At 43.9% G+C, this 25,197-nt stretch carries 24 protein-coding genes; 22 read left to right on the plus strand and 2 right to left on the minus strand.

Annotation, left to right across the window (positions count from 1 at the left end):
• The first annotated feature begins 18 nt into the window (after positions 1-18).
• From glpK to V7D18_RS13330, 5 genes are all read left to right on the plus strand, one after another.
• On the plus strand, positions 19-1,512 hold the full coding sequence (gene glpK / locus V7D18_RS13310) for a glycerol kinase GlpK (RefSeq protein ID WP_426154756.1): 1,494 nt from the start codon (positions 19-21) through the stop codon (positions 1,510-1,512).
• Positions 1,513-1,552: 40 nt separating this feature from the next.
• Entirely contained in the window at positions 1,553-2,263 is a 711-nt protein-coding gene (locus tag V7D18_RS13315; RefSeq protein WP_426154757.1) for an MIP/aquaporin family protein, read from the plus strand.
• A gap of 101 nt (positions 2,264-2,364) precedes the next feature.
• Entirely contained in the window at positions 2,365-3,801 is a 1,437-nt protein-coding gene (locus tag V7D18_RS13320) for an NAD(P)/FAD-dependent oxidoreductase (RefSeq protein ID WP_426154758.1), read from the plus strand.
• Between the two features lie 10 nt (positions 3,802-3,811).
• The gene (locus tag V7D18_RS13325; RefSeq protein ID WP_426154759.1) at positions 3,812-5,095 is read left to right on the plus strand and encodes an NAD(P)/FAD-dependent oxidoreductase; all 1,284 of its coding nucleotides are present in this window, start codon (positions 3,812-3,814) and stop codon (positions 5,093-5,095) included.
• Positions 5,096-5,097: 2 nt separating this feature from the next.
• Positions 5,098-5,460: a DUF1667 domain-containing protein gene (locus V7D18_RS13330; protein WP_426154760.1), complete on the plus strand. Its 363-nt coding sequence runs from the start codon at positions 5,098-5,100 to the stop codon at positions 5,458-5,460.
• A gap of 36 nt (positions 5,461-5,496) precedes the next feature.
• Here the strand turns inward: V7D18_RS13330 and V7D18_RS13335 are convergent, their stop codons facing one another.
• Complete coding sequence (locus V7D18_RS13335) at positions 5,497-5,769, minus strand: GNAT family N-acetyltransferase (protein WP_426154761.1); 273 nt, start codon at positions 5,767-5,769, stop codon at positions 5,497-5,499.
• Between the two features lie 402 nt (positions 5,770-6,171).
• On the opposite strand from V7D18_RS13335, the gene V7D18_RS13340 reads away from it, so the two are divergent.
• Positions 6,172-6,543, plus strand: a complete 372-nt coding sequence (locus tag V7D18_RS13340; RefSeq protein ID WP_426154762.1) for a nuclear transport factor 2 family protein — start codon at positions 6,172-6,174, stop codon at positions 6,541-6,543.
• Between the two features lie 152 nt (positions 6,544-6,695).
• Here the strand turns inward: V7D18_RS13340 and V7D18_RS13345 are convergent, their stop codons facing one another.
• A complete protein-coding gene (locus tag V7D18_RS13345) occupies positions 6,696-6,866 on the minus strand; it encodes a hypothetical protein (RefSeq protein WP_426154763.1) in 171 nt (56 codons plus the stop codon).
• A gap of 114 nt (positions 6,867-6,980) precedes the next feature.
• On the opposite strand from V7D18_RS13345, the gene V7D18_RS13350 reads away from it, so the two are divergent.
• From V7D18_RS13350 to V7D18_RS13425, 16 genes are all read left to right on the plus strand, one after another.
• Entirely contained in the window at positions 6,981-8,180 is a 1,200-nt protein-coding gene (locus V7D18_RS13350; RefSeq protein ID WP_426154764.1) for a winged helix-turn-helix domain-containing protein, read from the plus strand.
• 2 nt (positions 8,181-8,182) lie between these two features.
• Entirely contained in the window at positions 8,183-8,665 is a 483-nt protein-coding gene (locus V7D18_RS13355; RefSeq protein ID WP_426154765.1) for a cupin domain-containing protein, read from the plus strand.
• A gap of 104 nt (positions 8,666-8,769) precedes the next feature.
• Entirely contained in the window at positions 8,770-9,000 is a 231-nt protein-coding gene (locus tag V7D18_RS13360; protein WP_426154766.1) for a hypothetical protein, read from the plus strand.
• 135 nt (positions 9,001-9,135) lie between these two features.
• The gene (locus V7D18_RS13365; RefSeq protein ID WP_426154767.1) at positions 9,136-9,843 is read left to right on the plus strand and encodes a LytR/AlgR family response regulator transcription factor; all 708 of its coding nucleotides are present in this window, start codon (positions 9,136-9,138) and stop codon (positions 9,841-9,843) included.
• A complete protein-coding gene (locus V7D18_RS13370; RefSeq protein ID WP_426154768.1) occupies positions 9,843-11,153 on the plus strand; it encodes a GHKL domain-containing protein in 1,311 nt (436 codons plus the stop codon). Before V7D18_RS13365 ends, V7D18_RS13370 begins: the two co-directional genes overlap by 1 nt.
• A gap of 166 nt (positions 11,154-11,319) precedes the next feature.
• Positions 11,320-14,184 (plus strand): glycoside hydrolase family 3 N-terminal domain-containing protein, encoded by a 2,865-nt coding sequence (locus tag V7D18_RS13375; protein WP_426154769.1) that lies wholly within the window; start codon positions 11,320-11,322, stop codon positions 14,182-14,184.
• Positions 14,184-16,607, plus strand: a complete 2,424-nt coding sequence (locus tag V7D18_RS13380) for a beta-glucosidase (RefSeq protein ID WP_426154770.1) — start codon at positions 14,184-14,186, stop codon at positions 16,605-16,607. The genes V7D18_RS13375 and V7D18_RS13380 overlap by 1 nt, the downstream gene beginning before the upstream one ends.
• Positions 16,608-16,621: 14 nt before the next feature.
• Entirely contained in the window at positions 16,622-17,215 is a 594-nt protein-coding gene (locus tag V7D18_RS13385) for a hypothetical protein (protein WP_426154771.1), read from the plus strand.
• 137 nt (positions 17,216-17,352) lie between these two features.
• Positions 17,353-18,012: a hypothetical protein gene (locus V7D18_RS13390; RefSeq protein ID WP_426154772.1), complete on the plus strand. Its 660-nt coding sequence runs from the start codon at positions 17,353-17,355 to the stop codon at positions 18,010-18,012.
• A complete protein-coding gene (locus V7D18_RS13395; protein ID WP_426154773.1) occupies positions 18,005-18,214 on the plus strand; it encodes a hypothetical protein in 210 nt (69 codons plus the stop codon). The genes V7D18_RS13390 and V7D18_RS13395 overlap by 8 nt, the downstream gene beginning before the upstream one ends.
• A gap of 88 nt (positions 18,215-18,302) precedes the next feature.
• Entirely contained in the window at positions 18,303-19,583 is a 1,281-nt protein-coding gene (locus tag V7D18_RS13400; protein WP_426154774.1) for a DNA polymerase Y family protein, read from the plus strand.
• An 18-nt stretch (positions 19,584-19,601) separates the two neighbouring features.
• Positions 19,602-19,919 carry a hypothetical protein gene (locus tag V7D18_RS13405; RefSeq protein ID WP_426154775.1) on the plus strand — a complete coding sequence of 106 codons (318 nt, stop codon included), beginning with the start codon at positions 19,602-19,604 and terminating at the stop codon, positions 19,917-19,919.
• Positions 19,895-20,530, plus strand: a complete 636-nt coding sequence (locus tag V7D18_RS13410) for an SOS response-associated peptidase (protein WP_426154776.1) — start codon at positions 19,895-19,897, stop codon at positions 20,528-20,530. The genes V7D18_RS13405 and V7D18_RS13410 overlap by 25 nt, the downstream gene beginning before the upstream one ends.
• A 158-nt stretch (positions 20,531-20,688) precedes the next feature.
• Positions 20,689-21,192: a MarR family winged helix-turn-helix transcriptional regulator gene (locus tag V7D18_RS13415; protein ID WP_426154777.1), complete on the plus strand. Its 504-nt coding sequence runs from the start codon at positions 20,689-20,691 to the stop codon at positions 21,190-21,192.
• A 4-nt stretch (positions 21,193-21,196) separates the two neighbouring features.
• Positions 21,197-22,936 (plus strand): ABC transporter ATP-binding protein, encoded by a 1,740-nt coding sequence (locus V7D18_RS13420; RefSeq protein ID WP_426154778.1) that lies wholly within the window; start codon positions 21,197-21,199, stop codon positions 22,934-22,936.
• Positions 22,936-24,807 (plus strand): ABC transporter ATP-binding protein, encoded by a 1,872-nt coding sequence (locus V7D18_RS13425; protein WP_426154779.1) that lies wholly within the window; start codon positions 22,936-22,938, stop codon positions 24,805-24,807. Before V7D18_RS13420 ends, V7D18_RS13425 begins: the two co-directional genes overlap by 1 nt.
• Positions 24,808-25,197: the final 390 nt, after the last annotated feature.

Raw genomic sequence — 25,197 nt, forward strand, 5'->3', positions numbered from 1 at the left:
TAAAGGAGGATATTATTAATGGCGAAGTACGTAATGGCTTTGGACTCAGGAACAACAAGCAACAGGTGCATTTTATTTAATGAAAGAGGTGAAATGTGCAGTGTGGCTCAAAAAGAGTTTACACAGTATTTTCCAAAACCCGGCTGGGTTGAACATGATGCAAATGAAATCTGGTCAACACAGTTAGGCGTGGCTGTTGAAGCAATGTCTAAGATTGGCGCAGGCGCTGAAGATATTGCTGCAATTGGTATTACGAATCAGAGAGAGACAACAATAGTCTGGGATAAAACGACTGGAGAGCCGGTATATCATGCAATTGTATGGCAGTGCAGACGTACTTCCGAGTATTGTGATTCTTTAAAAGAGAAAGGTCTCACAGACTCCTTCAGGCAGAAAACAGGTCTTATCATTGATGCATACTTTTCAGGAACGAAGCTGAAATGGATCTTAGACAATGTTGAGGGCGTCAGAGAACGGGCAGAAGCAGGAGAATTACTTTTTGGTACGGTTGAAACGTGGCTTATATGGAAGCTGACAAAAGGCAGAGTTCATGTGACTGATTATTCCAATGCTTCAAGAACCATGCTTTTCAACATACAGGAGTTAAAATGGGATCAGGATATATTAAAAGAATTAAATATACCGGAATGTATGCTTCCCGAAGCAAAACCGTCAAGTTTTGTATATGGCGAATCTGATCCTCAGTTCTTTGGCGGTCCGATCCCCATCGGAGGCGCAGCAGGAGATCAGCAGTCAGCTTTATTTGGCCAGACCTGTTTTACAGCCGGTGAAGCAAAGAATACATACGGAACCGGATGTTTCCTCCTTATGAACACAGGAGAAAAACCGGTATATTCCAAAAACGGGCTGGTAACAACGATTGCCTGGGGACTTGACGGAAAGGTAAATTATGCCCTGGAGGGATCGATCTTTGTTGCAGGAGCTGCAATTCAGTGGCTGCGTGATGAGATGAAGCTGGTTGATTCATCTCAGGATTCTGAATATATGGCAAAGAAGGTAAAGGACACCAATGGCTGCTATGTAGTCCCTGCATTTACAGGCCTTGGAGCGCCTCATTGGGATCAATATGCAAGAGGAACCATCGTGGGTCTCACAAGAGGAGTCAACAAATATCATATTATCAGAGCGACTCTTGAATCACTGGCTTTCCAGGTGAATGATGTTATCAGCGCGATGCAGGCAGACTCAGGTATCACTCTCAGCACATTAAAAGTTGATGGCGGTGCAAGTGCAAATAACTTCCTGATGCAGTTCCAGTCTGATATTATGGGAGCTCCGGTACACAGACCGGTATGTGTTGAGACGACTGCTATGGGAGCAGCATATCTTGCAGGACTTGCGGTAGGTTACTGGGAAAATAAGGAAGCTGTTATAAAGAACTGGCAGATCGACAGGATATTTACCCCCGAAATGGCTGAAACAGAGAGAAAAGAGCTTATTAATGGCTGGAATAAAGCGGTTAAATGTTCTTATGGCTGGGCAAAGGATTGATACTGTCTATTAAAATCATGATTTCAGGAGGTAGAGGAGTATGCTGATTTTTATTTCAGAAATGATAGGTACTATGTTGCTCATATTACTTGGCGATGGTGTAGTAGCGAACGTTACCTTAAATAAGTCAGGAATGAAGGGGGGCGGGTCAGTCCAGATAACTTTTGCATGGGGTCTTGCTGTCTTATTGCCCGCATTCATTTTCGGGCAGGCTTCAGGGGCATCTTTTAATCCGGCATTAACACTTGCACTGGCTGCAGAAGGAACCGTAGCATGGAGTGTTGTTCCAAATTACATTGCAGGTCAGCTCATTGGAGCATTTCTAGGTGCAGTTTTGGTTTATGTGCTGTTCAAAGGTCAGTTTGATGCTACAGAGGAAGCTGCAACGAAACTTGGAGTATTTTCCACAGGTCCGTCCGTTCCCAATACCGGACTTAATCTGTTAAGTGAAGCAGTTGGAACTTTTGTACTTGTTTTTGCAATCAAAGGCATTGCAAACGTGCCGAATTTAGCATCTGGTGTTGATAAACTGCTTGTATTCGGTATCATTGTTTCCGTTGGTATGTCTCTGGGTGGATTAACCGGATATGCGATCAATCCAGCTCGTGATTTAGGCCCCCGTATTGCACATGCATTGCTTCCAATTAAAGGAAAGGGAGATTCTAACTGGGGATATTCCTGGATACCTGTAGTTGGTCCTGTTATTGGTGCACTTGCGGCCGTATTGTTATACAATGCGATTCCCTGGTAAAATGAAAAATTAATATTGATTGCGCGAGAAGGAGAGCCAGGAGGTTAGCATATACAAAATGTTAATGAACCTGGTTCTTTTTTCGCAAAGGAGGCCTTTGTATGTATGATGTAATTATTATAGGAGCAGGTGTTACCGGCTGCTCCATTGCGAGAGAGATTTCAAAATATAAGGTAAATGCCTGTGTTGTTGAAAAGGAAGAAGATGTCTGCTGCGGTACATCAAAAGCCAATAGCGCGATTATGCATGCGGGATTTGATGCAGAGGAAGGCTCTCTTATGGCCAGACTAAATGTGAGAGGCAATGAGATGGTTGAAACTTTAGCAGCAGATCTTGATATTCCGTTTATACGGAATGGCTCACTGGTTGTCTGCACCAATGAAGAGGATTTGCCTAAGTTGCAGGATTTGTATGAGAGAGGAATTGCTAATGGAGTCAAAGATCTGGCTGTCTTAAACAGAGAAGAGTCTGTCAGGCTGGAACCCAATTTGTCTGATCAGGTGCTTGGTTCTTTATATGCACCAACAGCAGGAATTATCTGCCCGTTTACAATGACATTTGCTTTCGCGGAAAATGCCAGCCAGAACGGGGTAGTATTTAAGTTTAACACCACAGTTGTAAATATTCATAAAAATAATGGCTTTTATGAGGTAAAAACCAATTATGGGATTTTAGAAACAAAATATGTTGTGAATGCGGCAGGAGTATATGCTGATGTTTTTCATAACATGGTTAGCAGGGAAAAAATGAAAATAACGGCAAGGCGCGGTGAGTATTGCCTTCTTGATAAATCAGCGGGTAGCCATGTATCCAAAACCATTTTTGCTTTACCTGGAAAATATGGCAAAGGTGTTTTGGTAGCGCCCACCGTACATGGAAATTTAATTATCGGTCCGACAGCTGCTGATATTGAAGATAAAGAAGGGACCAATACAACAAAGGAGGGGATTCAGGAGCTGCTTCAAAAAGCTGGTAATACAGTTAAGGATCTGCCGCTTCGACAGACCATTACCTCTTTTGCCGGCCTTCGTGCACACGAAGATCATCATGAATTTATTATAAAGGAAGCAGAAGATTCCGCCGGTTTTATTGATGCAGCCGGGATGGAGTCACCGGGGTTAACAAGTGCCCCGGCTGTTGGGGAAATGGTAGTTGATATTATAAAAAACACATTCCAGATGGAGAAAAAATCAGACTATATTGCAGTAAGGAAAGGCATTATCCATGCGGCTGAGCTTACAGTTGAGGAAAGGAATGAGTTGATTAAAAGGCAGCCTGAATATGGAAATATCATATGCAGATGTGAAATGATTTCAGAGGGAGAGATACTGGATGCCATTCACAGACCATTAGGAGCAAAGTCACTTGATGGAATAAAACGCCGGGTAAGAGCAGGCGCAGGAAGATGCCAGGCTGGATTTTGTACCCCAAAAACAATGGAAATTTTGTCGAGAGAACTGCACATTCCAATGGAAGATATCGTGAAATCAGGCATGGAAGCAAAAGTTGTTATTGGGAAAAACAGAGCTGTTAAGTGAGGAGAGACCTATGGAAAATTATGATATTGTGGTTATTGGCGGAGGACCGGCAGGGCTTGCTGCAGCAGCTTCGGCAAAAGAAAACGGCTGTGAAAGTATTCTGATACTGGAGAGAGACAATGAGCTTGGAGGAATATTAAATCAGTGCATCCATAATGGATTTGGACTTCATACGTTTAAAGAAGAATTGACCGGACCGGAATATGCTTACAGATTTATTAAAAGAGCAGAAGAACTTGGGATAGAATACCGTCTTCATACCATGGTCATGGATATTTCGGAAAATAAAGTTGTTACAGCCATGAACAGGGAAAGAGGGCTTTATACGATTTTGGCTAAGGCAGTTATTCTGGCAATGGGCTGCAGAGAAAGGCCGAGAGGAGCATTAAATATCCCGGGTTACAGGCCGGCCGGTATATTCTCTGCGGGAACGGCACAGCGTCTTATTAATATAGACGGCTACATGCCAGGAAAAGAGGTTGTAATCCTGGGGTCTGGTGATATTGGTCTGATCATGGCCAGAAGAATGACTCTTGAGGGAGCAAAGGTCAAAGTGGTGGCAGAGCTGCTTCCTTTTTCCGGCGGCTTGAAGCGTAATATCGTTCAGTGCCTGGATGATTATAATATTCCGCTGAAACTAAGGCATACAGTCGTAGATATTGACGGTAAAGAGCGGCTGAAAGGAATTACACTGGCCCAGGTTGGAGATGATGGAAAGCCAATAAAGGAAACAGAAGAATATATTTCCTGTGACACTCTTTTGCTGTCAGTTGGATTGATTCCCGAAAATGAACTGTCCAACGCCTGCAAAATAAAGATAGAGCCTGTAACATCAGGACCGCGGGTAAATGAAAGCCTGGAAACCAGTATTTCGGGAATATTTGCATGCGGCAATGTACTCCATGTTCATGATCTGGTTGATTACGTATCAGAAGAAGCCGCACTTGCAGGAAAAAATGCGGTGAAGTATATTTCTGCCATGGGAACTGAGGCTGCATATCCGGACCAAAATCCGGCAGAACCCATTCGTCTGGTGGCAACAGAGGGAGTCAGATATACGGTACCTGCCGAAATAAATTTAAACAAAATGGATGAGAGTCTGATTGTCAGGTTTCGTGTCGGTAATGTATTTCAGGACTCTTTTATCAGCGTATATTATGACGATGAGCGGGTTGTGCACCGAAAAAAGAAAATTATGGCTCCGGGTGAAATGGAAGAAATCAAACTGCAAAGGGATAAGCTGAAACAAGTTAAGAATCTGAGAACGATTACCGTTAAAATTGAAAAGGAGTAGAGATGTCCGTTGAAAAGAGAGAATTGATTTGCATAGGCTGCCCTGTCGGCTGTAATTTGACTGTTACACTGGAAAGCGGATCTGTTATGAAGGTGGAAGGCAACACCTGTCCTAAGGGTGATACTTACGCCAGAAAAGAGGTTACAAATCCAACCAGAATTGTGACATCAACGGTGGAAGTAGTCGGAGGCAGCAGGCCTCTTATATCAGTTAAAACGAAAGACGATATCCCCAAGGATAAGATTTTTGAATGTATGGAGGAGATAAAACGGGTTAAGGTAACGTCTCCTGTTCATATCGGAGATGTTATTATAGAAAATGTTGCAGGAACAGGAACTTCTATAGTCTCTACAAAAAATGCGTAGCAGGTCTGTTTTACCAGACCTGCGAAAATAAAACGATTATTTCAGCAAGTCCTGATATTCCGGATGCTTATCAAACCAGGTGATAGCATAGGAACATGTCAGGACTGCTTTTTTTCCTTCAGAACGCAGATGATCTGCAGCGGCCTGCATCAGCTGGCCTGCGATGCCCTGGCCTCTGAGAGAATCATCCACGAAGGTATGATTGATATTAACAGTCTTATCATCTACATCTGGAAAGGTAACTTCAGCCAGCAGGTTGCTGTCTGAATGATAAAGTGCGATCTTATTGGGAGTGTAGGTAAAGTTCATAGATAATACCTCCTTGTTTTGTAATGAAACGATTATATCATTTTAAGGAAAAAGGTTCAAGGAGATCTCAATGTATCATGATTCATAATAAAATAGCAATAAAAAAAGAGCATCGTAAAAATTGGGGAAACGATGCTCCAAAGAAGAGTTATAGTAAGTATAACCTAAAAATGTCATTATGTAAAGCTGAAAATATGTGAAATGTGTGGAATTATTATGAATTAAACGTATTTTAACAATATTATTACATGACATAAAATATATTATTTTTTATGATGTTTTACTGAAATATTTTAATACCTTTTCTTTTATAAAACATGACATACAGCTGTCTTTCTTTCTGTGATATGATGATTCTGCGCCTGATGAATTCTGCGCAGACTAAGTTTGGAGGATTGAAGTATGGATAGAGACAGAATGAATCTTTATTGGAAGTATGTGGCGGAACAAAATGCAGATCAGCTTTTGACTTTTTTTCATGAGAATGGGGTGATTTGCTGGCATTGTACAAATGAACAGTTTACTGTTACGGAGTTTATAAAAGTGAACTGTGAATATCCGGGAAAATGGAATGGGGAGTTGGAACGAATGGAGCAGATTGGTGATCTGATTATTACGGTTGCCCATATCTGGTCGGATGAGGTATCCTGTCATGTTGTTTCATTTTTTCAGATGGAATATGGTAAGATTAAACAACTGGATGAATATTGTGGCGATGACGGGGAAATCCCAACATGGCGTCTGGATATGAAGAAAGACAGGCCGATTCTGTGAAATGTAATTTAAACTCTACAAACTGGGTCTGTGAATTTAAGGACAGCGAAGGTAACCATATTGAGATGACCGCGCCGGTCTATTCTTCTTGACTGCGGGAGGTGTTTACGTTAATATTCTTAAAAAGGAGGATCATAATCTGTTTCTATGTATTACAGCTTTTTTCTGAAAAATCCATTTTGAAATAACATACCAAAGACGATCCCCATTGCTAATCCGATTCCAAGATTATTAATTACTGAAGCACAGATTAAACCAACGCTGATGCCCAGTGCTAAGCCATTCTGGCAAGAGTCATTTTTGTTAAAATATGAATTTGGCATTATGTATTACCCCTTATGTTTTTTTTATATATTACATCAGTAATTACGTTAAGTACACTGGTATTTTCTGAGAGTAATACATATTTCAGGGATATTTGCAAAGAGAGGGAAGAGATGGAAATGATATCTTTTACAAAAAGACAGGCATGCCGTTTTCTGTTTCGGAAGCAGGGACTGCTTGGAGACTATCGGTTTGAGGGAAAGCAGGGAGTTATGGACTTTATCCGTCAGGCTGGCTGTATCCAGTTTGACCCGGTGGATGTGTGCGGAAAAAATGCTGAACTGGTTCTGCAGTCACGGATCAGAAGGTTTTCCAAACAGATGCTTTCTGATCTTTTATATCAGGACCGTGTGCTTGTAGATTACTTTGATAAAAACCTTTCTATTTTTCCAGTGGGTGACTGGCCGTATTTTGAACGCTTCCGAAAGCAGCACCGGCAGTGGGAGCGAAGTCATGAGGCAGTTCATGGGGCACAGGGGCAGGTGAAGAGATACATCGCAGATCACGGTCCGGTGTGTTCCGGGGATCTCGATATGCCGGATAAGGTGGACTGGTACTGGAGCCGTACCAAACTGTCCAGAGCAGTGCTTGAGCATATGTATTTTACCGGTGAGCTGGCGGTTCATCATAAAGCGGGATCTATCAAATACTATGATCTCATTGAAACCTGCATACCTGAGACGATTTTATCAAGTCCTGATCCGTATCCGGATGAGCATGACCATCACACATGGCGTATTTTACGCAGAATCGGCGCTGTGGGGCTTATGTGGAACCGGGCTTCTGACGCATGGCTGAATATCGACGGTCTGAAATCAGCGGAGAGAAGTGCCGTTTTTACACGGCTTCTTAAGGAAGAAAAAATAAAAAAAGTCCAGATAAAAGGGATCAAAGAGGAGCTGTATATGCTGGTGGAGGATATTCCTTTAGCCAGACAATGCGAGGATCATATAAGCTGGAAAAAAAGATGTGAATTTATTGCCCCATTAGATAACTTATTGTGGGACCGAAAGTTAATACAGGCACTTTTTGGCTTTGATTACAAATGGGAAATTTACACTCCCCCGGAAAAACGCAGATACGGACATTATGTGCTGCCTGTTATTTACGGTGATCGTTTTATCGGCAGAATTGAGGCATCTGCCGATACGAAAAAACAGACATTATTGGTAAAAAACATCTGGTTTGAGCCAGGTGTCAAGCGGTCAAAGTCAATGGATGAAGCCATTGATGCTGCAATCAGACGGTTTTCAATATTTAATCAATGCAGGGAAATTATAATGGAAGAATCATATAAGAATGGAGAAATATAAAAATGAATATAGAAAATATAGAAAAACTCTCAAAGCAGTTTATCTGGAGTGATAAAGCGGGACTGGTCACGAAATCATTAGGGGAATCGGCAGGAAGCCAGAAGCTTTATGTAAATATTGATTATGTCCCTCCCGGAGCATTCAGCACGAAATACCACAGCCATTCACAGCAGGAGGAATTTTTCCTGATTCTGTCGGGAAAAGGAACTTTGCGGTTAAACGGGCAGGAACAGGAAGTGGGAAAAGATGATTTTATCGCAAAACCGGCTGGGAAAGACATTGCTCATACATTTTTCAATTCCGGCAATGAAGTTCTGGTGATTCTCGACGTGGGAACGAAGGAGAATGAGGATACCTGCTATTATCCTGATGAGGATGTTTATATGCAAAAATCCAATGGGGTAAGACGTATATTCTCCGGAAAACAGACAGACAAATCCTGGTCATCCGATCCTAATTCCGGAGAAAATAATTCGGCAGAATAACTGGAAATAATTACCAGTACCATATTATGGAAATATTATTGATTTTTAGTCTGATAATTGCTAATATATGGTCAGAATACCAGAATCAGCAAGGAGACTTAAATATGGCAAGAGGAGTAAGAAAATCATCACTTGAAAAGCTTCAGAAGGAATTGGCAGAAGTACAGGAATCCATTCAGCAGCATAAGAATTCAATTGCTGAATTAATAGAAAAAGAGAAGGAAATTCAGGAAAAGATCAGTCTGGAACAGTTTAAGGAAGTATCTTCCATTCTGGACCAGCAGAATATGTCGATTACCGATTTAAAAGAACTCCTGATATCCAGAACAAAATAACAAAATTTTTATGGGGGATACCTTTTGGTATCTCTTTTTTTTGATAAGAATCCAATTTCAATCATGTTGCCAGCTGGAAAAATTTGGTGTATCCTTAATAAGATATAACGATTAACCGCACCAGAGGAGAGAGTTATGATTCGAATTGCAGTTGTGGATGATGATGCAGAGAGTGTTTCGCAGCTAAAGGAATATTTACTCCGGTATCAGAATGAACGGAATGAGCTGTTTCACATTCTCACTTTTTCTGACGGAGATGAAATTGTTGAAAACTATAAGGCGGAGTACGATATTATTTTACTGGATATAGAAATGAGATTTATGGATGGAATGACGGCGGCCCAGCACATCCGGGAAAAGGATCCTGAGGTCATTATCATTTTCATCACCAACATGGCCCAGTATGCCATTAAAGGCTATACCGTCCATGCGACGGATTATGTGCTGAAACCGGTTTCCTATTTTTCTTTTTCCCAGAGGCTTGATAAGGTGATCGGGCGCATGAACCGGAATGTTAAAAAGTTTATGGCGGTTAACATAAAGGGAGGTACGGTGAAGCTGTACCTCACGGATATCTGTTATGTTGAAAGTCTTGGGCACCGGCTTATTTTTCATACCCTCACCGGAGAGTATGTGACCTTTGGAGCGATGAAGGATGCGCAGGAAAAACTGAGAAATTCAAATTTTTTCCGGTGCAGCAAGGGATATCTTTTAAACCTGGAGCATGTGGAAGGGGTGCAGGATGGCTGCGTGCTTATGAAAGGAGCCAGACTGCCGGTCAGCAGGACGAAAAAAAAGGAGTTTATGGAAGAACTGACCAATTATCTTGGAGGGACTTTATAATGAACCATATTACACTGACAGAGATTCCAAGGCTTTACACTGGGATTGCGGAGTGGGCCGCATGCAGCATCTACGTTTTAAATCTCAAAAGGAAATTGAAAGGGTTTTCCCTGGCGGCTGTCATGGGCATTGCATGCTTTCTGCAATGCAGCATACAGCTGGCAGCAGGAACGTTTCCAAAGTCATTGTGGATTCCCGGAATGCTTTTGGCAATTGGCCTGATGCAGGCATATTTCATGTTTACCTGTGAGGTGAAGGCCGGCAGCGCGGCATATTATTGCGTCAGGTCGTTTATTCTGGCGGAATTTACGGCATCGTTGGAGTGGCAGCTTTATTATAATGCAGTACTCAATACCCAGATATCGGCGATGTGGCTGGATATTCTTGTTTTTTTCATCGTCTTCGGAGCTGTTTTCGGAGGCGCTTATTTTTTGGAGAGAAAGCATATCCGGAAGGAAAATATTACGCTGAAAGAGCTGCTGTTTGTAACAGCCACCGGAGTGACTGTATTTTTTGTCAGCAACTTAAGCTTTGTATATTCCAATTCTCCCTTCAGCAGCCAGATTACAAAGGAGATATTTAACATCAGGACACTGGTGGATCTAAGCGGCCTTGTTATCCTTTTTGCTTATCACATATTAAGGCAGGAGATGCAGGTAAAATATGATTTGGAAGCTATGCGCAACATTCTCCAGAGCCAGTATTCCCAGTACCGGAAATCAGGGGAAAGCATAGAGATGATAAACCGGAAATATCATGACTTAAAACACCAGATTGCTGTTTTAAGAGCAGAACAGGACTCTGAAAAACGGCTGGCATTTTTAGATGAAATGGAAAGCGAGATCCGCACCTATGAGGCTCAGAACAAAACAGGCAATTCCGTGGTGGATACCATACTCACCGGGAAAAGTATGACATGTCAGAGACATGAGATTGAGCTGACTTCAGTGGTTGATGGAAAGCTGTTGAATTTTATCCATGTCATGGACATCTGTACGATTCTTGGTAATGCTCTGGACAACGCCATTGAATGTGCAATACAAATTGAAGACAAGGAGAAAAGACTGATTCACGCAGAGGTACTTTCCAAAAAAGAATTTGTTGTCATGCGGTTTGAGAATTATTTTGAAGGAAATATCCGGTTTGAGAACAATCAGCCGGCAACCACAAAGGCAAATAAGGAGTATCATGGATATGGCATCAAAAGTATTAAATACACCGTTAAAAAATACAATGGCTGGGTAACCATTGATACGAAAGATAACTGGTTTAAACTGAATGTGGTCATCCCCCTTCCCAGGGAGGAATAAGTTAAAATACGGCAGCGCTAACCTCCCTGAAACCGGACAGGCAGCGCTGCTTTTTATGCAGAAAAACCGACCGGTTGTGCAATTGACGGCCCAGTGCGCCATAACTGTGTTAAAGTAAGAAGACAAAACCAGTTTCTGGTATTATGCATGGAGGAGGATGAAAGAAATGTTACAGATTAACATTGATGATGTGTTAAAAATCGTCAAATTGTGTGTACCGTATCTCATCGGCTTTGCCGTAGTTGCTGCAGCTGCAGCCGTAGTTATGGTGGTATGCAAAAAGAGGAAGGGGTCCACGAAGTATCTGATCCGCAAAAACAGCCTTATGGCTATTCTTCTGGCTTTTGTTGTGGTTGTAAACCTAATCTGCTGGGGACCTATGTCCAATCTGATTTCACTGGCAACCGGCAGCGGAACCATTTCACAGGAGACATCTGATGAGGCAACCGATCTTTGTACTGAGATTGCGAAGGAAGGGATTGTTCTTTTGAAAAATGATGCAGACCTTCTTCCGTTAAAGAATAATTCCAATTTAAACGTATTTGGCTGGGCTTCCACAAACCCATGCTATGGGGGAACAGGATCCGGGTCTCTTTCAAAGGCATATGAGACGGTATCGCTGCTTCAGGGCCTCACGGATGCAGGCTTTAAGCTTAATACCAGCCTGACTGATTTTTATACGGCATACCGCACGGACCGCCCAAGTGTTGGCATGTGGGATCAGGACTGGACGCTGCCGGAGCCGGCGGCAGACACTTACAGCGGCAAGCTCATAGAAGATGCCAAAGCTTTTTCTGATACGGCTATGGTGGTCATTACCCGGGTAGGAGGAGAGGGGGCAGATCTTCCCACTGATGTAAGCAAGGTTACATATACCGACAATTCCAAGGAATACAAGGATTTTGAGCCGGGAGAGCATTATCTGCAGTTAAGCCGGACAGAAAAGAATCTGATGGATCTGGTATGTTCCAGTTTTGATCATGTTATTGTGGTATACAACGGTGCCAATGCCATGGAGCTTGGTTTTGTCAATGATTACAGCCAGATAAAAAGCACCATCTGGTGTCCTGGTACCGGTCAGTCCGGTTTTAAAGGGCTGGGTGAAATTATAAGCGGAGCCGTTAATCCGTCGGGAAAAACCAGTGATACATTTGTAACGGATTTGACCAAAGCGCCTAATTACAACAACTTTGGCAGCTTTACCTATGATAACATGAATGAATTCAAAGGCAAGGCATTTAAGGGAGCAGATACTTATCCAAGCTTTGTAAACTACACAGAAGGCATTTATACAGGCTATCGTTTTTACGAGACAGCGGCCGCAGAGGGACTGATTGATTATGAGAAAGAGGTACTCTATCCCTTCGGTTATGGATTATCCTATACCTCTTTTCAGCAGGAGATGGGACAATTAACGGAAAATGACGGAACAGTCTCTTTTGACGTGACTGTAACTAATACAGGAAACAACCCTGGTAAAGATGTAGTGGAGGTCTATTACAATCCGCCCTATACCAATAAAGGGATCGAAAAAGCTTCTGCAAACCTGATTGCATTTGATAAAACCGACACTTTAAAACCTGGGGAGTCCCAGACTGTTAAGATATCCATTCAGGCAGAAGATATGGCCTCTTTTGATGAGGCCGGCAACGGCTGCTATGTGCTGGAATCCGGAGATTATGGCATATCCATACGGTCCGATTCCCACACCATCATTGCAGAACAGAATTACCACGTACCATCCACTGTGGTATATAATGAGTCGAAACCCCGAACCTCAGATCAAACAGCAGCAGTGAACCGGTTTGCGGATGCCGCCGGGGAGCTGACCTATCTTTCCCGCGCAGATGGATTTGCCAACTACGAGAAAGCCACAGCAGCACCGAAGAGTATGAGCATGCCGGAAAAATACAAGAAAACCTTTGTAAACAACAGCAATTACGATCCGGCTGCCCACAACAATGACAGCGATCAGATGCCGGTGACAGGAGCCCGAAACGGACTGAAACTGGCTGATATGCGGGGACTGTCCTTTGATGATCCCAAGTGGGAGAAGCTTCTTGACCAGTTATCTGTAAATGATATGGATATGATGACTGCAATCGGAGGATATCAGACCTCAGAGGCAAAAAGTGTGAATAAAGTCGGAACAGTGGACTGCGATGGTCCTGCTTCCATCAATAACAACTTTACAGGGACCGGCTCCATCGGCTTTCCGTCTGCCGTCATGATTGCAAGTACCTGGAACCGTGACATTGCAGAAGCATTTGGAGAAAAAATCGGCAAAATGGCAGATGAGATGAAGGTATCCGGCTGGTATGCACCGGCTATGAATATCCACCGCTGCGCATTTGCAGGCCGTAACTTTGAGTATTATTCCGAGGATGGCGTACTTTCGGGACAGATGGCAGCCAGTGCTGTTACAGGTGCCGAAAAGCACGGAGTTTATGCATATATCAAGCATTTTGCATTAAATGACCAGGAAACAAACCGCTTAAGCATGCTTTGTACATGGTCCAGTGAGCAGGCAATCCGTGAGATTTATTTAAAACCCTTTGAAATTGCAGTAAAAGAGGGGCACGCAAAGGCAGTTATGTCTTCCTTTAACTATATTGGAACTGTATACTCCGGCGCCAATGATACACTGCTTAACAAGGTTCTTCGTGACGAATGGGGATTCCGGGGATTTGTTCTCACCGATTATTTTGGAGGCTATGGATACCAGAATGCAGATCAGGAGATCCGCAACGGGAATGATGCCATGCTGGTTGCCTATGATACGGAGACAAATCATGTAAAAGACAGGACCAGCGCCACCAGCTTAAATGCCATGCGCAAATCCTGTAAAAACATTATGTACACTGTGGTAAACAGCCGTGCCTATGAAGGAGATAATGCAAGCGTAAGTCTGCTGATGTGGCAGATCGCTGCAATCATAATCGACGTGATTCTGGCAGCAGGGTTTATCCTTTTGGAAGTAAGAATTATAAAAAGCTACAAAAAACGACTGGAAGAGGAAGGAATGGCATAATGAAGCATGAGGATATCATTCGAAAAATGACGATGGAAGAAAAGGCGGCCTTTTTAAGCGGAAAGAACGTCTGGCAGTCCAGGAATATTGACCGGCTGGCAATCCCTTCCATATTTTGTGCGGATGGTCCCCATGGAGTCCGTAAACAGGCCGGTGCAGGGGATCATTTAGGACTCAATGCGTCCCTGCCGGCTACCTGCTTTCCCACGGCTGCGGCCGTGGCGAACAGCTGGGATGAGAATCTTGCAGAGGAAATCGGAAAGGCCCTGGGAGAAGAGGCTTCCAGCCAGGAAGTAAATGTTTTGCTGGGACCCGGACTTAATATCAAACGAAGTCCTCTTTGCGGAAGGAACTTTGAATATTTTTCAGAAGATCCTCTTTTGTCCGGAAAGATGGCAGCGGCCTATATAAGAGGAATCCAGAGTCAGGGCGTCTGTGCCTGCCCCAAACATTTCGCAGTCAACAGCCAGGAGAGGCTCCGGATGTCGGTTGATTCTGTTCTTGATGAACGGACACTCAGGGAGATCTATCTGGAAGGCTTTGAAATTGCAGTGAAAGAGGGCGGCGCAAAATCCATTATGACCAGTTACAACGCGGTAAATGGGGTTTATGCCAATGAAAACAAGCATCTGCTAAAGGATATTCTGCGCGGTGACTGGAACTTTGACGGAATTGTCATCACAGACTGGGGCGGCTCCAATAATCATGTGGAAGGCGTTGCTGCAGGATCTGATTTAGAGATGCCGGCGCCGGGACTGGGTTCTGCAAGGGAATTAATAGCGGCGGTGGAAACTGGAACGCTCACCATGGAGGAACTGGATGCCTGTGTGGATGACTTATTAGATGCTGTATTGAGCCTTACAGCTGCTAAAAAGAGCGAAAAGAAATCCTTTGACTCAAAGGCGCATCATGAACTGGCCCGGAAAGCATCTCAGGAGAGCATTGTTCTTCTCAAAAATGAAGATGGGATGCTTCCCCTGGCTTTCGGCTGTAAAGTTGCGGTAATCGGAGATTTTGCATTTACCCCCCGCTATCAGGGGGCAGGATCTTCCATTGTAAATCCCCTGTCCCTGGAGACCATTGAGTCGGTAATACAGAGTGCTCCATTAAACCTTATAGGGTGCTCCAAAGGGTATCAGCGAAACGGAAAAGAAGATGAAGCGCTTAAAAAAGAGGCTCTTGCACTGGCGGCAAAAGCCGATGCAGTTCTTTACTGCTTCGGGCTTGATGAGCTGAGTGAGTCAGAGGGGCAGGACCGGACCCATCTGGAAATACCAGACAGCCAGATCAGTCTTCTTAAAGCTCTGGCCGAAGTCAACCCCAATATTGTGGGAGTTTTAAGTGCAGGATCTGTCATTGAACTGCCATGGCAGTCCTGCTGCAAATCCCTCCTCCATGGTTACTTAGGCGGCCAGGCAGGAGCGGGGGCCATGGTACGGGTGATAACCGGTGAGGTCAATCCCTCCGGCCGCTTAGCTGAGAGTTATCCGCTAAAGCTTTCGGATACTCCGGCATATCATTATTTCCCTGGAAAGGAACGCTGCGCTGAATACAGGGAAGGAATCTTCGTGGGATACCGGTATTACGATACGGCAGGAATTCCTGTCTGTTATCCCTTCGGTTTTGGATTGTCTTATACAACATTTGCTTACTCCGATCTGCAGTTATCCGAAGACGGTGTGCGTTTTACCATTACCAACAAGGGGGACCGGGATGGGAAAGAGGTGGCCCAGCTCTATGTGGGCGGACCCAAAGGAATGATTTTCCGTCCGGATAAAGAATTGAAAGGCTTTGTAAAGGTTCATTTAAAAGCGGGGGAGAGCAGGAACGTTAAGATCCCCTTTGACGATAAGACTTTTCGGTACTGGAACGTAGCGACGAACCGCTTTGAAGTGGAAAAGGGAGATTATACCATATACATCGGAGCCAGTGTGGAAGATTTAAGATTAAGCACGACTCTTACACTGGAAGGTACCACGGATATCCTGCCTTATACACCGGAAAAAATGAAATCCTATTATTCTGGTCTTATCACCGATGTATCCGCTGAAGAATTTGAAGTGCTGCTGGGACACCCCATTCCCGATGGAAAATGGAGCGGGGAGTTGGGAATCAACGATGCATTCTGCCAGATGTACTATGCAAAGAGCAGGCTGGCAAGGCTGGTCTATGGCGTTCTGACAGGTTTGAAAAACAAAAGTGAGGCAAAAGGCAAACCGGATTTAAACCTTCTTTTTATTTACAGTATGCCGTTTCGGGGAATTGCCAAAATGACAAATGGAGTTGTGAGTATGGAAATGGCAGAGGGAATGGTTTTGGCCGTCAACGGACATTTCCTGAAGGGAATGAAAAAGGTGATCGGAGGCTTTTTTTCCAATGCAAAAGCGAACAGGGCTTATGAAAAAAAACTATCCGGGAAATAGATTGGAGTGATGGAATGCTGGCAGGTTTAAAAAAGGGATGGAAGTCGTTTGGCGGCAAACATCCTGCAATGGCGCAATTTATAATATTTTTTATCGTATCCAACGGGGTGACGGTACTGCAGATGGTTTTAATGCCGGTTTTCCGGAATGTGTTTGAAATGACCGCTCTTGCAGACACGAATTTCCAGATCGGGCACATCGGCTCCAATCTGGATGGCTCTCCTTATTATATTTTTAATTATGCAGCAGGAACGCTTTCCAGCGGGGGAGGCGGAGGACTTGCTTATTTTCTGGCAGTGGAGATTACCATGGCCATTGCCCAGGTAATCAATTTCTTTCTTCAGAGAAATGTGACATTTAAAGCTAATAACAGTGCTCTTAAGGCGGCCGTGTGGTATGTGATTGCCTACGTGATCATTACCATCGGTGCAGCCGCTTTACAGGGAGTTTATAAGGCTCCGGTGTATGATCTTTTTATGAACAGGCTGAATCTGGGCAGAGGCGGAGAGACGATGGCAGATGTGATCACCATGCTGATTAATTCGGCTGTTTCATTCTGGGTGTTTTTCCCCATCTTCCGCATCATTTTCAAAAATAAGGAAGCTTAAAAAGGCAGTTAAAATAAGCGGAGGTCCGGCTGTATGGACTTCCGCTTTTCACATGGGAGAAATAAAACAGACACAAATGAAGGGCAGGCAGCATATTCTGAATGGTACTATAAAAATATAAAAGGAAATTCAGAATCATGCTAAGGGGAAAATACTACCGGGATTGTCTGCCGGTGAGGAAACCATATTGCTGTCTCAAAGCAGTCCGCAGAGAGAGAAACGTATTAAGAGCGTGGATCAAAGGCATACTCTGGTATAAACAGGCGCTGAAGCGGGAACCTTTCATCACAGCAAAAGTAAAGAGCGTGGCAGAACAGACTGATGTGGACATGACCGGCACCGAATACCGGATTAAGTCAGTCGGCTCTTATTTAAAAAAATTCTGCCGGAAATACAGTCAGACAGGGCAGGCATGTGAAATAAAAGATATCCTGCGCTACACTTATACAGTCTCTCCGGAGCTGCTTTCAGAAAAAGTGATAAAAATCATTGAGATCTATCAGGATTCAGGTTATAATACGGTTGAAATTAAGAATTACTGGCTTGACAGTCAAAATCCCTATAATGGAATCAATACCATTCTGCGTTCCCCCCAGGGGCAGGCATTTGAGCTCCAGTATCATACACCGGAGAGCTTCGGAGTAAAGAGCGGGAAGATACATGAACTGTATGAGAAGCAGAGGCTGATGAGGGATGTGAGCAGCAGGGAATACATAGAACTGGGTGATCAGATGTTTGAACTTTCTGATTCTATGGAGATTCCGAAGGGCATAGAAAAGGTGAAATGTCATGGATGAGATCAGGTTTCTTAAATTAACCGATTATGAAAACAAAGGGACTGTGATTAAGCAGGAAGGAAGGCAGTTCTTTGGCTATGAAAACGGAGAATGGGTGCGGCGGGGACTGTCTCTGGGATATTTTTATCCCGATGCTCCGGAATTTGAATGTTATGAAGTAATTACGGAAACTGAGGCGAAACGGATTTTGAATGAAAAATAAGAGGATGTATTCCCATAAGAAATACATCCTTTTATTTCCACTATTAATCGAACATACATTCGGTTATCATATACTCAGAGGTGAGCGTATGAGACGGGTTATTTTTCATATTGATGTAAATTCTGCGTTTTTAAGCTGGGAAGCGGTCTACCGGCTGAAGCATCTTTCCGGGAATCTGGATCTGCGGCTGGTGCCTTCCGCAGTGGGCGGAGATGTGACCATGCGTCATGGGATCATTCTGGCAAAGAGCATCCCGGCAAAGAAGTATGGCATTCACACAGGACAGTCTGTTACGGAGGCACTGCAGAAATGTCCCGGGCTTTTACTGGTCCCGCCTAATTATAATTTGTACCAGCGGTCTTCCGATGCTTTTATCCGCATTCTGAAGGAGTATTCTCCCACAGTGGAACAGTATTCCATTGATGAGGCATACATGGATATGACGGGGATGGAGGCGCTTTTCGGGGAGCCGCGAAAGGCAGCTCTGGAAATCGGGAAGAGAATCAGAGAGGAACTGGGATTTACCGTTAATATCGGTGTTGCTGATAATAAGGTTTTAGCGAAGATGGCATCGGATTTTAAAAAGCCGGACCGGGTTCATACGCTGTGGACCGGAGAAATCCGTGAAAAGTTGTGGCCTTTGCCGGTCAGCGACCTGTTTTTTGTAGGCAGGGCCACATTTCGAAAGCTTGGCCAGCTTGGAATAAAGACCATCGGAGATCTGGCAGGAACCGATCCTGGCCTGATAAAAAGTCATTTTGGCAAAATGGGAGAGGTGATCTGGGGATTTGCCCACGGGCTGGATTTTTCAGCGGTAGAACCGGTGCCGCCGCCCAATAAAGGATACGGCAACAGTACCACAATTGCCTTTGATGTAACGGAGAGGGAACATGCCCATCTTGTGCTTTTATCCCTTGCCGAGACCCTGGCAGCAAGACTGCGGTCCGATAAAGTCCGTGCCGGAGTTTTGTCTGTGGGAATTAAAGACTGGGATTTTCATTATTACAGCCATCAGGCCCCTCTTTCTTCGCCTACCAATATAACCGAAGAGATTTTTAAGACAGCGTGCCGGGTATTCGATGAGGCATGGGATGAACTGCCGGTCCGCCACCTTGGTATCCACACGAGTCAGATTACAAAAGGAAGCGAAAGGCAGCTTGGCCTGTTTGATACAGGGGACTATGAACGGCTGGAACGTCTTGACCGGACCGTGGATGAGATCAGAAAGCGGTTTGGCAATGATTCCATTATAAGAGCCTCGTTCTTAAAAACCCCCCAGAACGGACCTGCCCGGTGTCTGGATCATATGGGCGGGGGTATCAGCAGGGAAAAAAGGACTGTGGATTACAGCAGGCAGACTATTTTATAAAAACAGGAAGTGAGAAGGATGTCTTCTTTTGGAATCGGAATCAATGCAGAGGCGATTGACAGCGGAGAATTAAAAGGTAAAATGTATCATATAGCCTGTAAGGCATGGTTTACAGCCAGCTGTAATCTAAGGCCGTTAAGCTTTAAGTTTGAGGGCGATGACGGAGAGATCCAGACAGTGAGAGAGATTACGGTAAGGCATAGTGAGAATAAAAATTATTCGGGAATTCCCTCAAAAGAATATGAGTGCGAAGCCATAATCGGAGGAATACGCCATGAATTTAAGCTGATATTTTACATGGAAGCCTGTAAATGGGTTATGATATTACCAAAATAAAAGCGAAGGGAAGGGAGAAAAGCGTGTGCGGAAGGTATTATGTGGATGATGAGACAGCGCGGGAGATTGAAAAGCTGGTAAGAGAAATTGATAATAAAATAAACAGGGAGAGGCTTACAGGAGACGTTCATCCCGCTGATCAGGCCATGGTCCTTATAAACAAAGACCGCAGAGTGGTCACTGCCCTGCAGCGCTGGGGATTTCCCGGCTTTCAGAAAAAAGGTGTGATCTTTAATGCCAGATCAGAAACAGTACTTGAAAAGCCCATGTTCCGTGAAAGCATCCTGCGGCGCAGGGCCGTTATTCCCTGCAGCGGATTTTATGAATGGAGCAAAAACAGGGAGAAAGCAGCTTTTTACCGGGAAGGTGTTCCCATCCTGTTTCTGGCTGGTTTTTACAATCTTGGAGAGGAAGACCGGTTTGTCATTCTCACAACCAATGCCAATCCTTTTGTGGCGCCTGTCCATGACCGGATGCCGCTGATTCTGGAAAAGAGTGAGATCGGGGACTGGCTTTCCCATGAAGAAGCGTTCCGCGGTATGCTGGCGGAGAGACAGATCCCTCTTAAACGGCGTCAGGAGTATGAACAGCAGGAATTAAGGCTGTTCTAGCTGTTTAATTGATAATTTATATCAAAAACATACAAAAAACAGGAAACCTGCCGCCTGAATTCCATGAAATATATGATTGCAAACGGAAACAGGCGGTGTTATAATTCCATATAGTTAATTAGCTAATTATTAGTAGGCTAACAAAAGGAGGCGTAAGAATGAAACCGATGTGCCATTTCAGAGCGGAAGGATCAATGGAGATGAGTTCGCCGATGCACAGCGTTATGACAAAATATATGAAGATCATGAAGATGCACCGGTGCCTTTTGGATGAGCAGGGGAAGCAGACCGGGGTATACCGCAGCCAGCATCAGATCCTAATGATGCTTTCAGAGCATTCCAATGTGTCTCAGAAGGAGATTGCAAAACGCCTTTACGTTTCCACTGCTACCATTGCGGTATCAGTAAAGAAGCTGGAAAAAGGAGGTTATATTACCCGGATCGTGGACAAAGAGGATAATCGGATGAATCAGCTGTGTCTGACAGAGAAAGGGAAGGATATGGTAGGCAAAAGCCGGGAATATTTCCGTAATGTAGAAATTAAGATGTTTCAGGGCTTTTCCGATGAAGATTTAATTTACATGGGTCAGGTGCTGGACCGTATTTATGATAATTTGTCCCGGATACCTGTAGAAAAGGACATGGCAGAAAGAGAGGAATAACAACTTGAAACGATACTGGAAATATATAAGACCCTATCTGGGTGCTTTTATTCTGGCTCCCATTCTTATGCTCACGGAAGTTTTTGGAGAGATATTGCTGCCCAGGCTGACTTCCATGATTATCAATAACGGAGTGCTGGAAAGAAATGAAGCCTATATTGTAAAAATGGGCATTATCATGGTTTTGATCGCTGTAGTTATGGCAATTGGGGGAATCGGAGCCGCCTATTATTCAGCAAAGGCCTCCATCAGCTTCAGCACGGATTTAAGAAAAGATGTTTTTCATAAAGTTCAGGAATTTTCTTTTAAAAATATAGACGATTTCAGTACAGGATCTCTGGTGACCAGGCTGACCAATGATATCCAGCAGATTCAGAACGTAGTGATGTTAACTCTCCGTATGATGTTTCGGGCTCCGGGTATGCTCATAGGAGGTCTGATCATGGCATATTTAATGAACAGGCAGCTGGTCAGCATTCTTCTTGTTGTCATTCCGGTTCTGATCATTCTGATCGCGATTATACTTATTATAGCGTTTCCGCGGTTTGAGGTCATGCAGAAGAAAATCGACCGTTTAAACTCGGGTGTGCAGGAGGCGTTAACCAATGTAAGGGTTATTAAATCCTTTGTCAGGGAAAACCATGAGGAAGAAAAGTTCCGTACGACCAACCGGGATTTAAAAGAAGGCAGCTTAAATGCGATGAAGGTAGTGATCGCTGCCATGCCGTTAATGATGCTGATGATGAACATCACTACCATTGCCGTCGTATGGTATGGAGGAAATTTAATTATCGCAGGCAGCATGCCGGTGGGGGATTTAACCGCATTTACCATATATATTGTTCAGATTCTGATGTCTTTGATGATGCTTTCCATGGTCTTTTTACAGGCCTCCCGTGCAATGGCCTCTTTAAAGAGAGTAAAAGAGGTCTTAGACACGGAAATTGACTTAACTGATGAACAGGCTTCAGAAAAAGCAGCGCAGATTACTGCCGGAAAAGTAGAGTTTCGGAATGTATGCTTTCAGTATACAAAGGGAACAGAGGATCTGGTCCTGGATCATATAACCTTCACTGCAAATCCTGGTGATACCATCGGTATTATCGGTGCGACCGGAAGCGGCAAAACCTCTCTGGTACAGCTGATTCCCCGTCTTTACGATGCAGATGAGGGAGAAGTGCTGGTGGACGGAATCAATGTGAAGGATTATTCCATCCGGAATTTAAGAGAAGGAGTTGGAATGGTGCTTCAGAAAAATGTTCTCTTTTCCGGAACCATTGAAGAAAACCTGAAATGGGGAAATGAAACTGCCGATATGGATGAAATAATTCTCATGTCGGAAAGCGCTCAGGCCCATGGATTCATTTCCAGCTTTAAAGAAGGGTATGACACAGACTTAGGACAGGGCGGCTCCAACGTTTCCGGCGGGCAAAAGCAAAGGCTTTGTATCGCAAGAACTCTTTTAAAGAAGCCTAAAATCCTGATTCTTGATGACAGCACGTCTGCAGTTGACACGGCGACAGAAGCAAAGATCAGACAGAGCTTTACAACCACGCTTAAGAATACTACAAAATTCATCATTGCCCAGAGGATCGGGTCAGTGGAACATGCGGATAAAATAATTGTTCTGGATGAAGGGAAAATAGCCGGAACCGGAACCCACGGAGAACTCATGGAAACCTGCGAGGCGTATCAGGAGATTTATTATTCACAGAAAGACCGGGAAAAGGAGGCAGGTGCATAATGGATGAACAAAAGAAGATTGAAAGCTTAAAAAGGCGTTACGGCCGGTCTGCCTCAACTTTAAAAGGTGCAGGAGGTATGGGGGGACCAGGGCATGGAAGACCAATGAAAAAAGGCACTCCAAAGAATGCCAATGTCACCGCCAGACGTTTGCTGGCTTATTTAAAAGAATACAGACCCCAGATGGCAATTGCAATCATATGTGTAATGATCGGCACACTTTCCAATCTGGGAGGCGCTTATATGCTGCGCCCCATAATGAATCGGTTCATTGCACCGCTAGACGGAAGCAGGGGAGATGCGGCAGGCCTTGCAAAAGGGCTTGCTGTCATGGCGGCGGTTTTCCTGGTGGGAGTGCTGGCTAACTATGCCCAGTCAAAAATCATGATCACAGTTGCCCAGAATGCCCTCCAGAAGATAAGAGATGATCTGTTTAAAAAGATGCAGACCCTTCCGGTGCGGTTTTATGATACCAACAATACCGGCGATTTGATGAGCCGGTTCAGCAATGACGTGGATACCATTGGTCAGATGCTGAGCAATACCTTAATCCAGCTCTTCTCAGGAGCATTAAGCATTGTGGGAACACTGTTTCTTATGATCTATACGAATATCTGGCTGACCCTGGTGACACTGGTGCTGATACCGGTTATGATGAAAGCGGCAGGGATAATTGCCGCGAGAAGCCAGAAATACTTTTCTGCCCAGCAAAGTTCACTGGGAGCAGTCAACGGATATATTGAAGAGACCATCAGCGGGCAAAAGGTGGTAAAGGTATTCTGCCACGAGCAGGATGCGGAAGAGGAATTTGGCATTCTCAATGAGGATTTAAAAAATAACATGATACATGCCCAGTTTTTTGGCGGTATCATGATGCCGGTCATGTTTAATTTAAGCCAGTTAAATTATATTTTAACTGCCTGCATCGGAGCTCTCCTGTGTGTGATAAGAGGATTTGACGTAGGCGGACTGACTGTATTTTTAAACTTTTCCAGACAGTTCAGCCGGCCGATCAATGAGATCTCCATGCAGATCAGTAACGTTTTCTCCGCACTTGCAGGTGCAGAACGGGTATTTGCAATTATGGATGAGAGTCCGGAGCCTGCAGATGGGGAAGATGCAAAAGAGTTGGAACCAATGAATGGATTTGTGGAATTAAAGAATGTGACCTTTGGTTATAATCCGGAAAAAGTGATCTTAAAAGATATCAGCCTTTATGCAAAGCCGGGTCAGAAAATTGCTTTTGTAGGCTCAACCGGAGCCGGCAAAACCACAATCACCAATTTACTCAACCGTTTTTACGACATTCAGGGCGGAGAAATCACCATTGACGGCGTAAATATCCAAAACATGAAACGGGAAAACCTTCGCAGAAACATCGCCATGGTGCTCCAGGATACCCATTTGTTTACAGGAACCGTAATGGAGAATATCCGCTATGGGCGGCTTGATGCTACAGATGAAGAGGTCATTGAGGCGGCAAAAACAGCTTCTGCCTATTCCTTCATTATGAGGCTGCACGACGGGTTTCAAACGGTTCTGGAAGGAGACGGAGCCAATTTAAGCCAGGGTCAGAGACAGCTTCTCAATATAGCGAGAGCAGCCATCTCCAAAGCTCCCATTTTAATTCTTGACGAAGCGACGAGCTCCGTGGATACAAGAACGGAAAAGCACATTGAGAGGGGAATGGACCGTCTTATGACCAACCGGACCACCTTTGTTATCGCACACCGTCTGTCCACGGTAAGAAATGCCAATGCCATTATGGTACTGGAAAACGGTGAGATTATTGAGCGGGGAGATCACGAGGATCTGTTAAAACAGAGGGGACGGTATTATCAGCTTCATACCGGAGCAGCAGAACTGGATTAATCTATGGTTTTTACCAGTTGGTTCAGCCTGGGAGCATAGGACAAAGCTATGAACAGGAAGAAATTTCCTGTTCTGGAATGTCTAATGCTCCTGTTTTGTTATTATTTTTTTTAATAAATAAATGGGCTTATTAATGAAAAATATTTATGAATATGAAAGTTAACTTTCTAACAATGGGTTTAATTTAATAAAAATTTAACAATAAAAAATGTATAAAAATAAAAACAATAGTTCCAAAAGTTATTTATTTTGTTTTTAAATGTGTACAAAAAGAAATGATTGTTTTTTTGAGAAAACATAGATGATTGTTACAAAGCATAATTGTTTATCATTTAACAATAAATTCTGAATTTCAAAAGCTGTTTTATTCCACGAATGGAAAGATTTACA

The organism is Lacrimispora sp. 38-1 (assembly GCF_049890855.1).
Taxonomy (GTDB): Bacteria; Bacillota; Clostridia; order Lachnospirales; family Lachnospiraceae; genus Lacrimispora.

Coding starts and splice junctions, on each gene's coding strand:
- V7D18_RS13335 (WP_426154761.1), bottom strand. CDS start 5,769: ATGAACTTTACCTACACTCCCAATAAGATCGCACTTTATCATTCAGAC.
- V7D18_RS13390 (WP_426154772.1), top strand. CDS start 17,353: ATGCTAAGGGGAAAATACTACCGGGATTGTCTGCCGGTGAGGAAACCA.
- V7D18_RS13410 (WP_426154776.1), top strand. CDS start 19,895: ATGGGTTATGATATTACCAAAATAAAAGCGAAGGGAAGGGAGAAAAGC.
- V7D18_RS13340 (WP_426154762.1), top strand. CDS start 6,172: ATGGATAGAGACAGAATGAATCTTTATTGGAAGTATGTGGCGGAACAA.
- V7D18_RS13415 (WP_426154777.1), top strand. CDS start 20,689: ATGAAACCGATGTGCCATTTCAGAGCGGAAGGATCAATGGAGATGAGT.
- V7D18_RS13375 (WP_426154769.1), top strand. CDS start 11,320: ATGTTACAGATTAACATTGATGATGTGTTAAAAATCGTCAAATTGTGT.
- V7D18_RS13405 (WP_426154775.1), top strand. CDS start 19,602: ATGTCTTCTTTTGGAATCGGAATCAATGCAGAGGCGATTGACAGCGGA.
- V7D18_RS13325 (WP_426154759.1), top strand. CDS start 3,812: ATGGAAAATTATGATATTGTGGTTATTGGCGGAGGACCGGCAGGGCTT.
- V7D18_RS13365 (WP_426154767.1), top strand. CDS start 9,136: ATGATTCGAATTGCAGTTGTGGATGATGATGCAGAGAGTGTTTCGCAG.
- V7D18_RS13400 (WP_426154774.1), top strand. CDS start 18,303: ATGAGACGGGTTATTTTTCATATTGATGTAAATTCTGCGTTTTTAAGC.
- V7D18_RS13315 (WP_426154757.1), top strand. CDS start 1,553: ATGCTGATTTTTATTTCAGAAATGATAGGTACTATGTTGCTCATATTA.
- V7D18_RS13380 (WP_426154770.1), top strand. CDS start 14,184: ATGAAGCATGAGGATATCATTCGAAAAATGACGATGGAAGAAAAGGCG.
- V7D18_RS13385 (WP_426154771.1), top strand. CDS start 16,622: ATGCTGGCAGGTTTAAAAAAGGGATGGAAGTCGTTTGGCGGCAAACAT.
- V7D18_RS13370 (WP_426154768.1), top strand. CDS start 9,843: ATGAACCATATTACACTGACAGAGATTCCAAGGCTTTACACTGGGATT.
- V7D18_RS13360 (WP_426154766.1), top strand. CDS start 8,770: ATGGCAAGAGGAGTAAGAAAATCATCACTTGAAAAGCTTCAGAAGGAA.
- V7D18_RS13330 (WP_426154760.1), top strand. CDS start 5,098: ATGTCCGTTGAAAAGAGAGAATTGATTTGCATAGGCTGCCCTGTCGGC.
- V7D18_RS13345 (WP_426154763.1), bottom strand. CDS start 6,866: ATGCCAAATTCATATTTTAACAAAAATGACTCTTGCCAGAATGGCTTA.
- V7D18_RS13350 (WP_426154764.1), top strand. CDS start 6,981: ATGGAAATGATATCTTTTACAAAAAGACAGGCATGCCGTTTTCTGTTT.
- V7D18_RS13355 (WP_426154765.1), top strand. CDS start 8,183: ATGAATATAGAAAATATAGAAAAACTCTCAAAGCAGTTTATCTGGAGT.
- V7D18_RS13395 (WP_426154773.1), top strand. CDS start 18,005: ATGGATGAGATCAGGTTTCTTAAATTAACCGATTATGAAAACAAAGGG.
- V7D18_RS13320 (WP_426154758.1), top strand. CDS start 2,365: ATGTATGATGTAATTATTATAGGAGCAGGTGTTACCGGCTGCTCCATT.
- glpK (WP_426154756.1), top strand. CDS start 19: ATGGCGAAGTACGTAATGGCTTTGGACTCAGGAACAACAAGCAACAGG.
- V7D18_RS13425 (WP_426154779.1), top strand. CDS start 22,936: ATGGATGAACAAAAGAAGATTGAAAGCTTAAAAAGGCGTTACGGCCGG.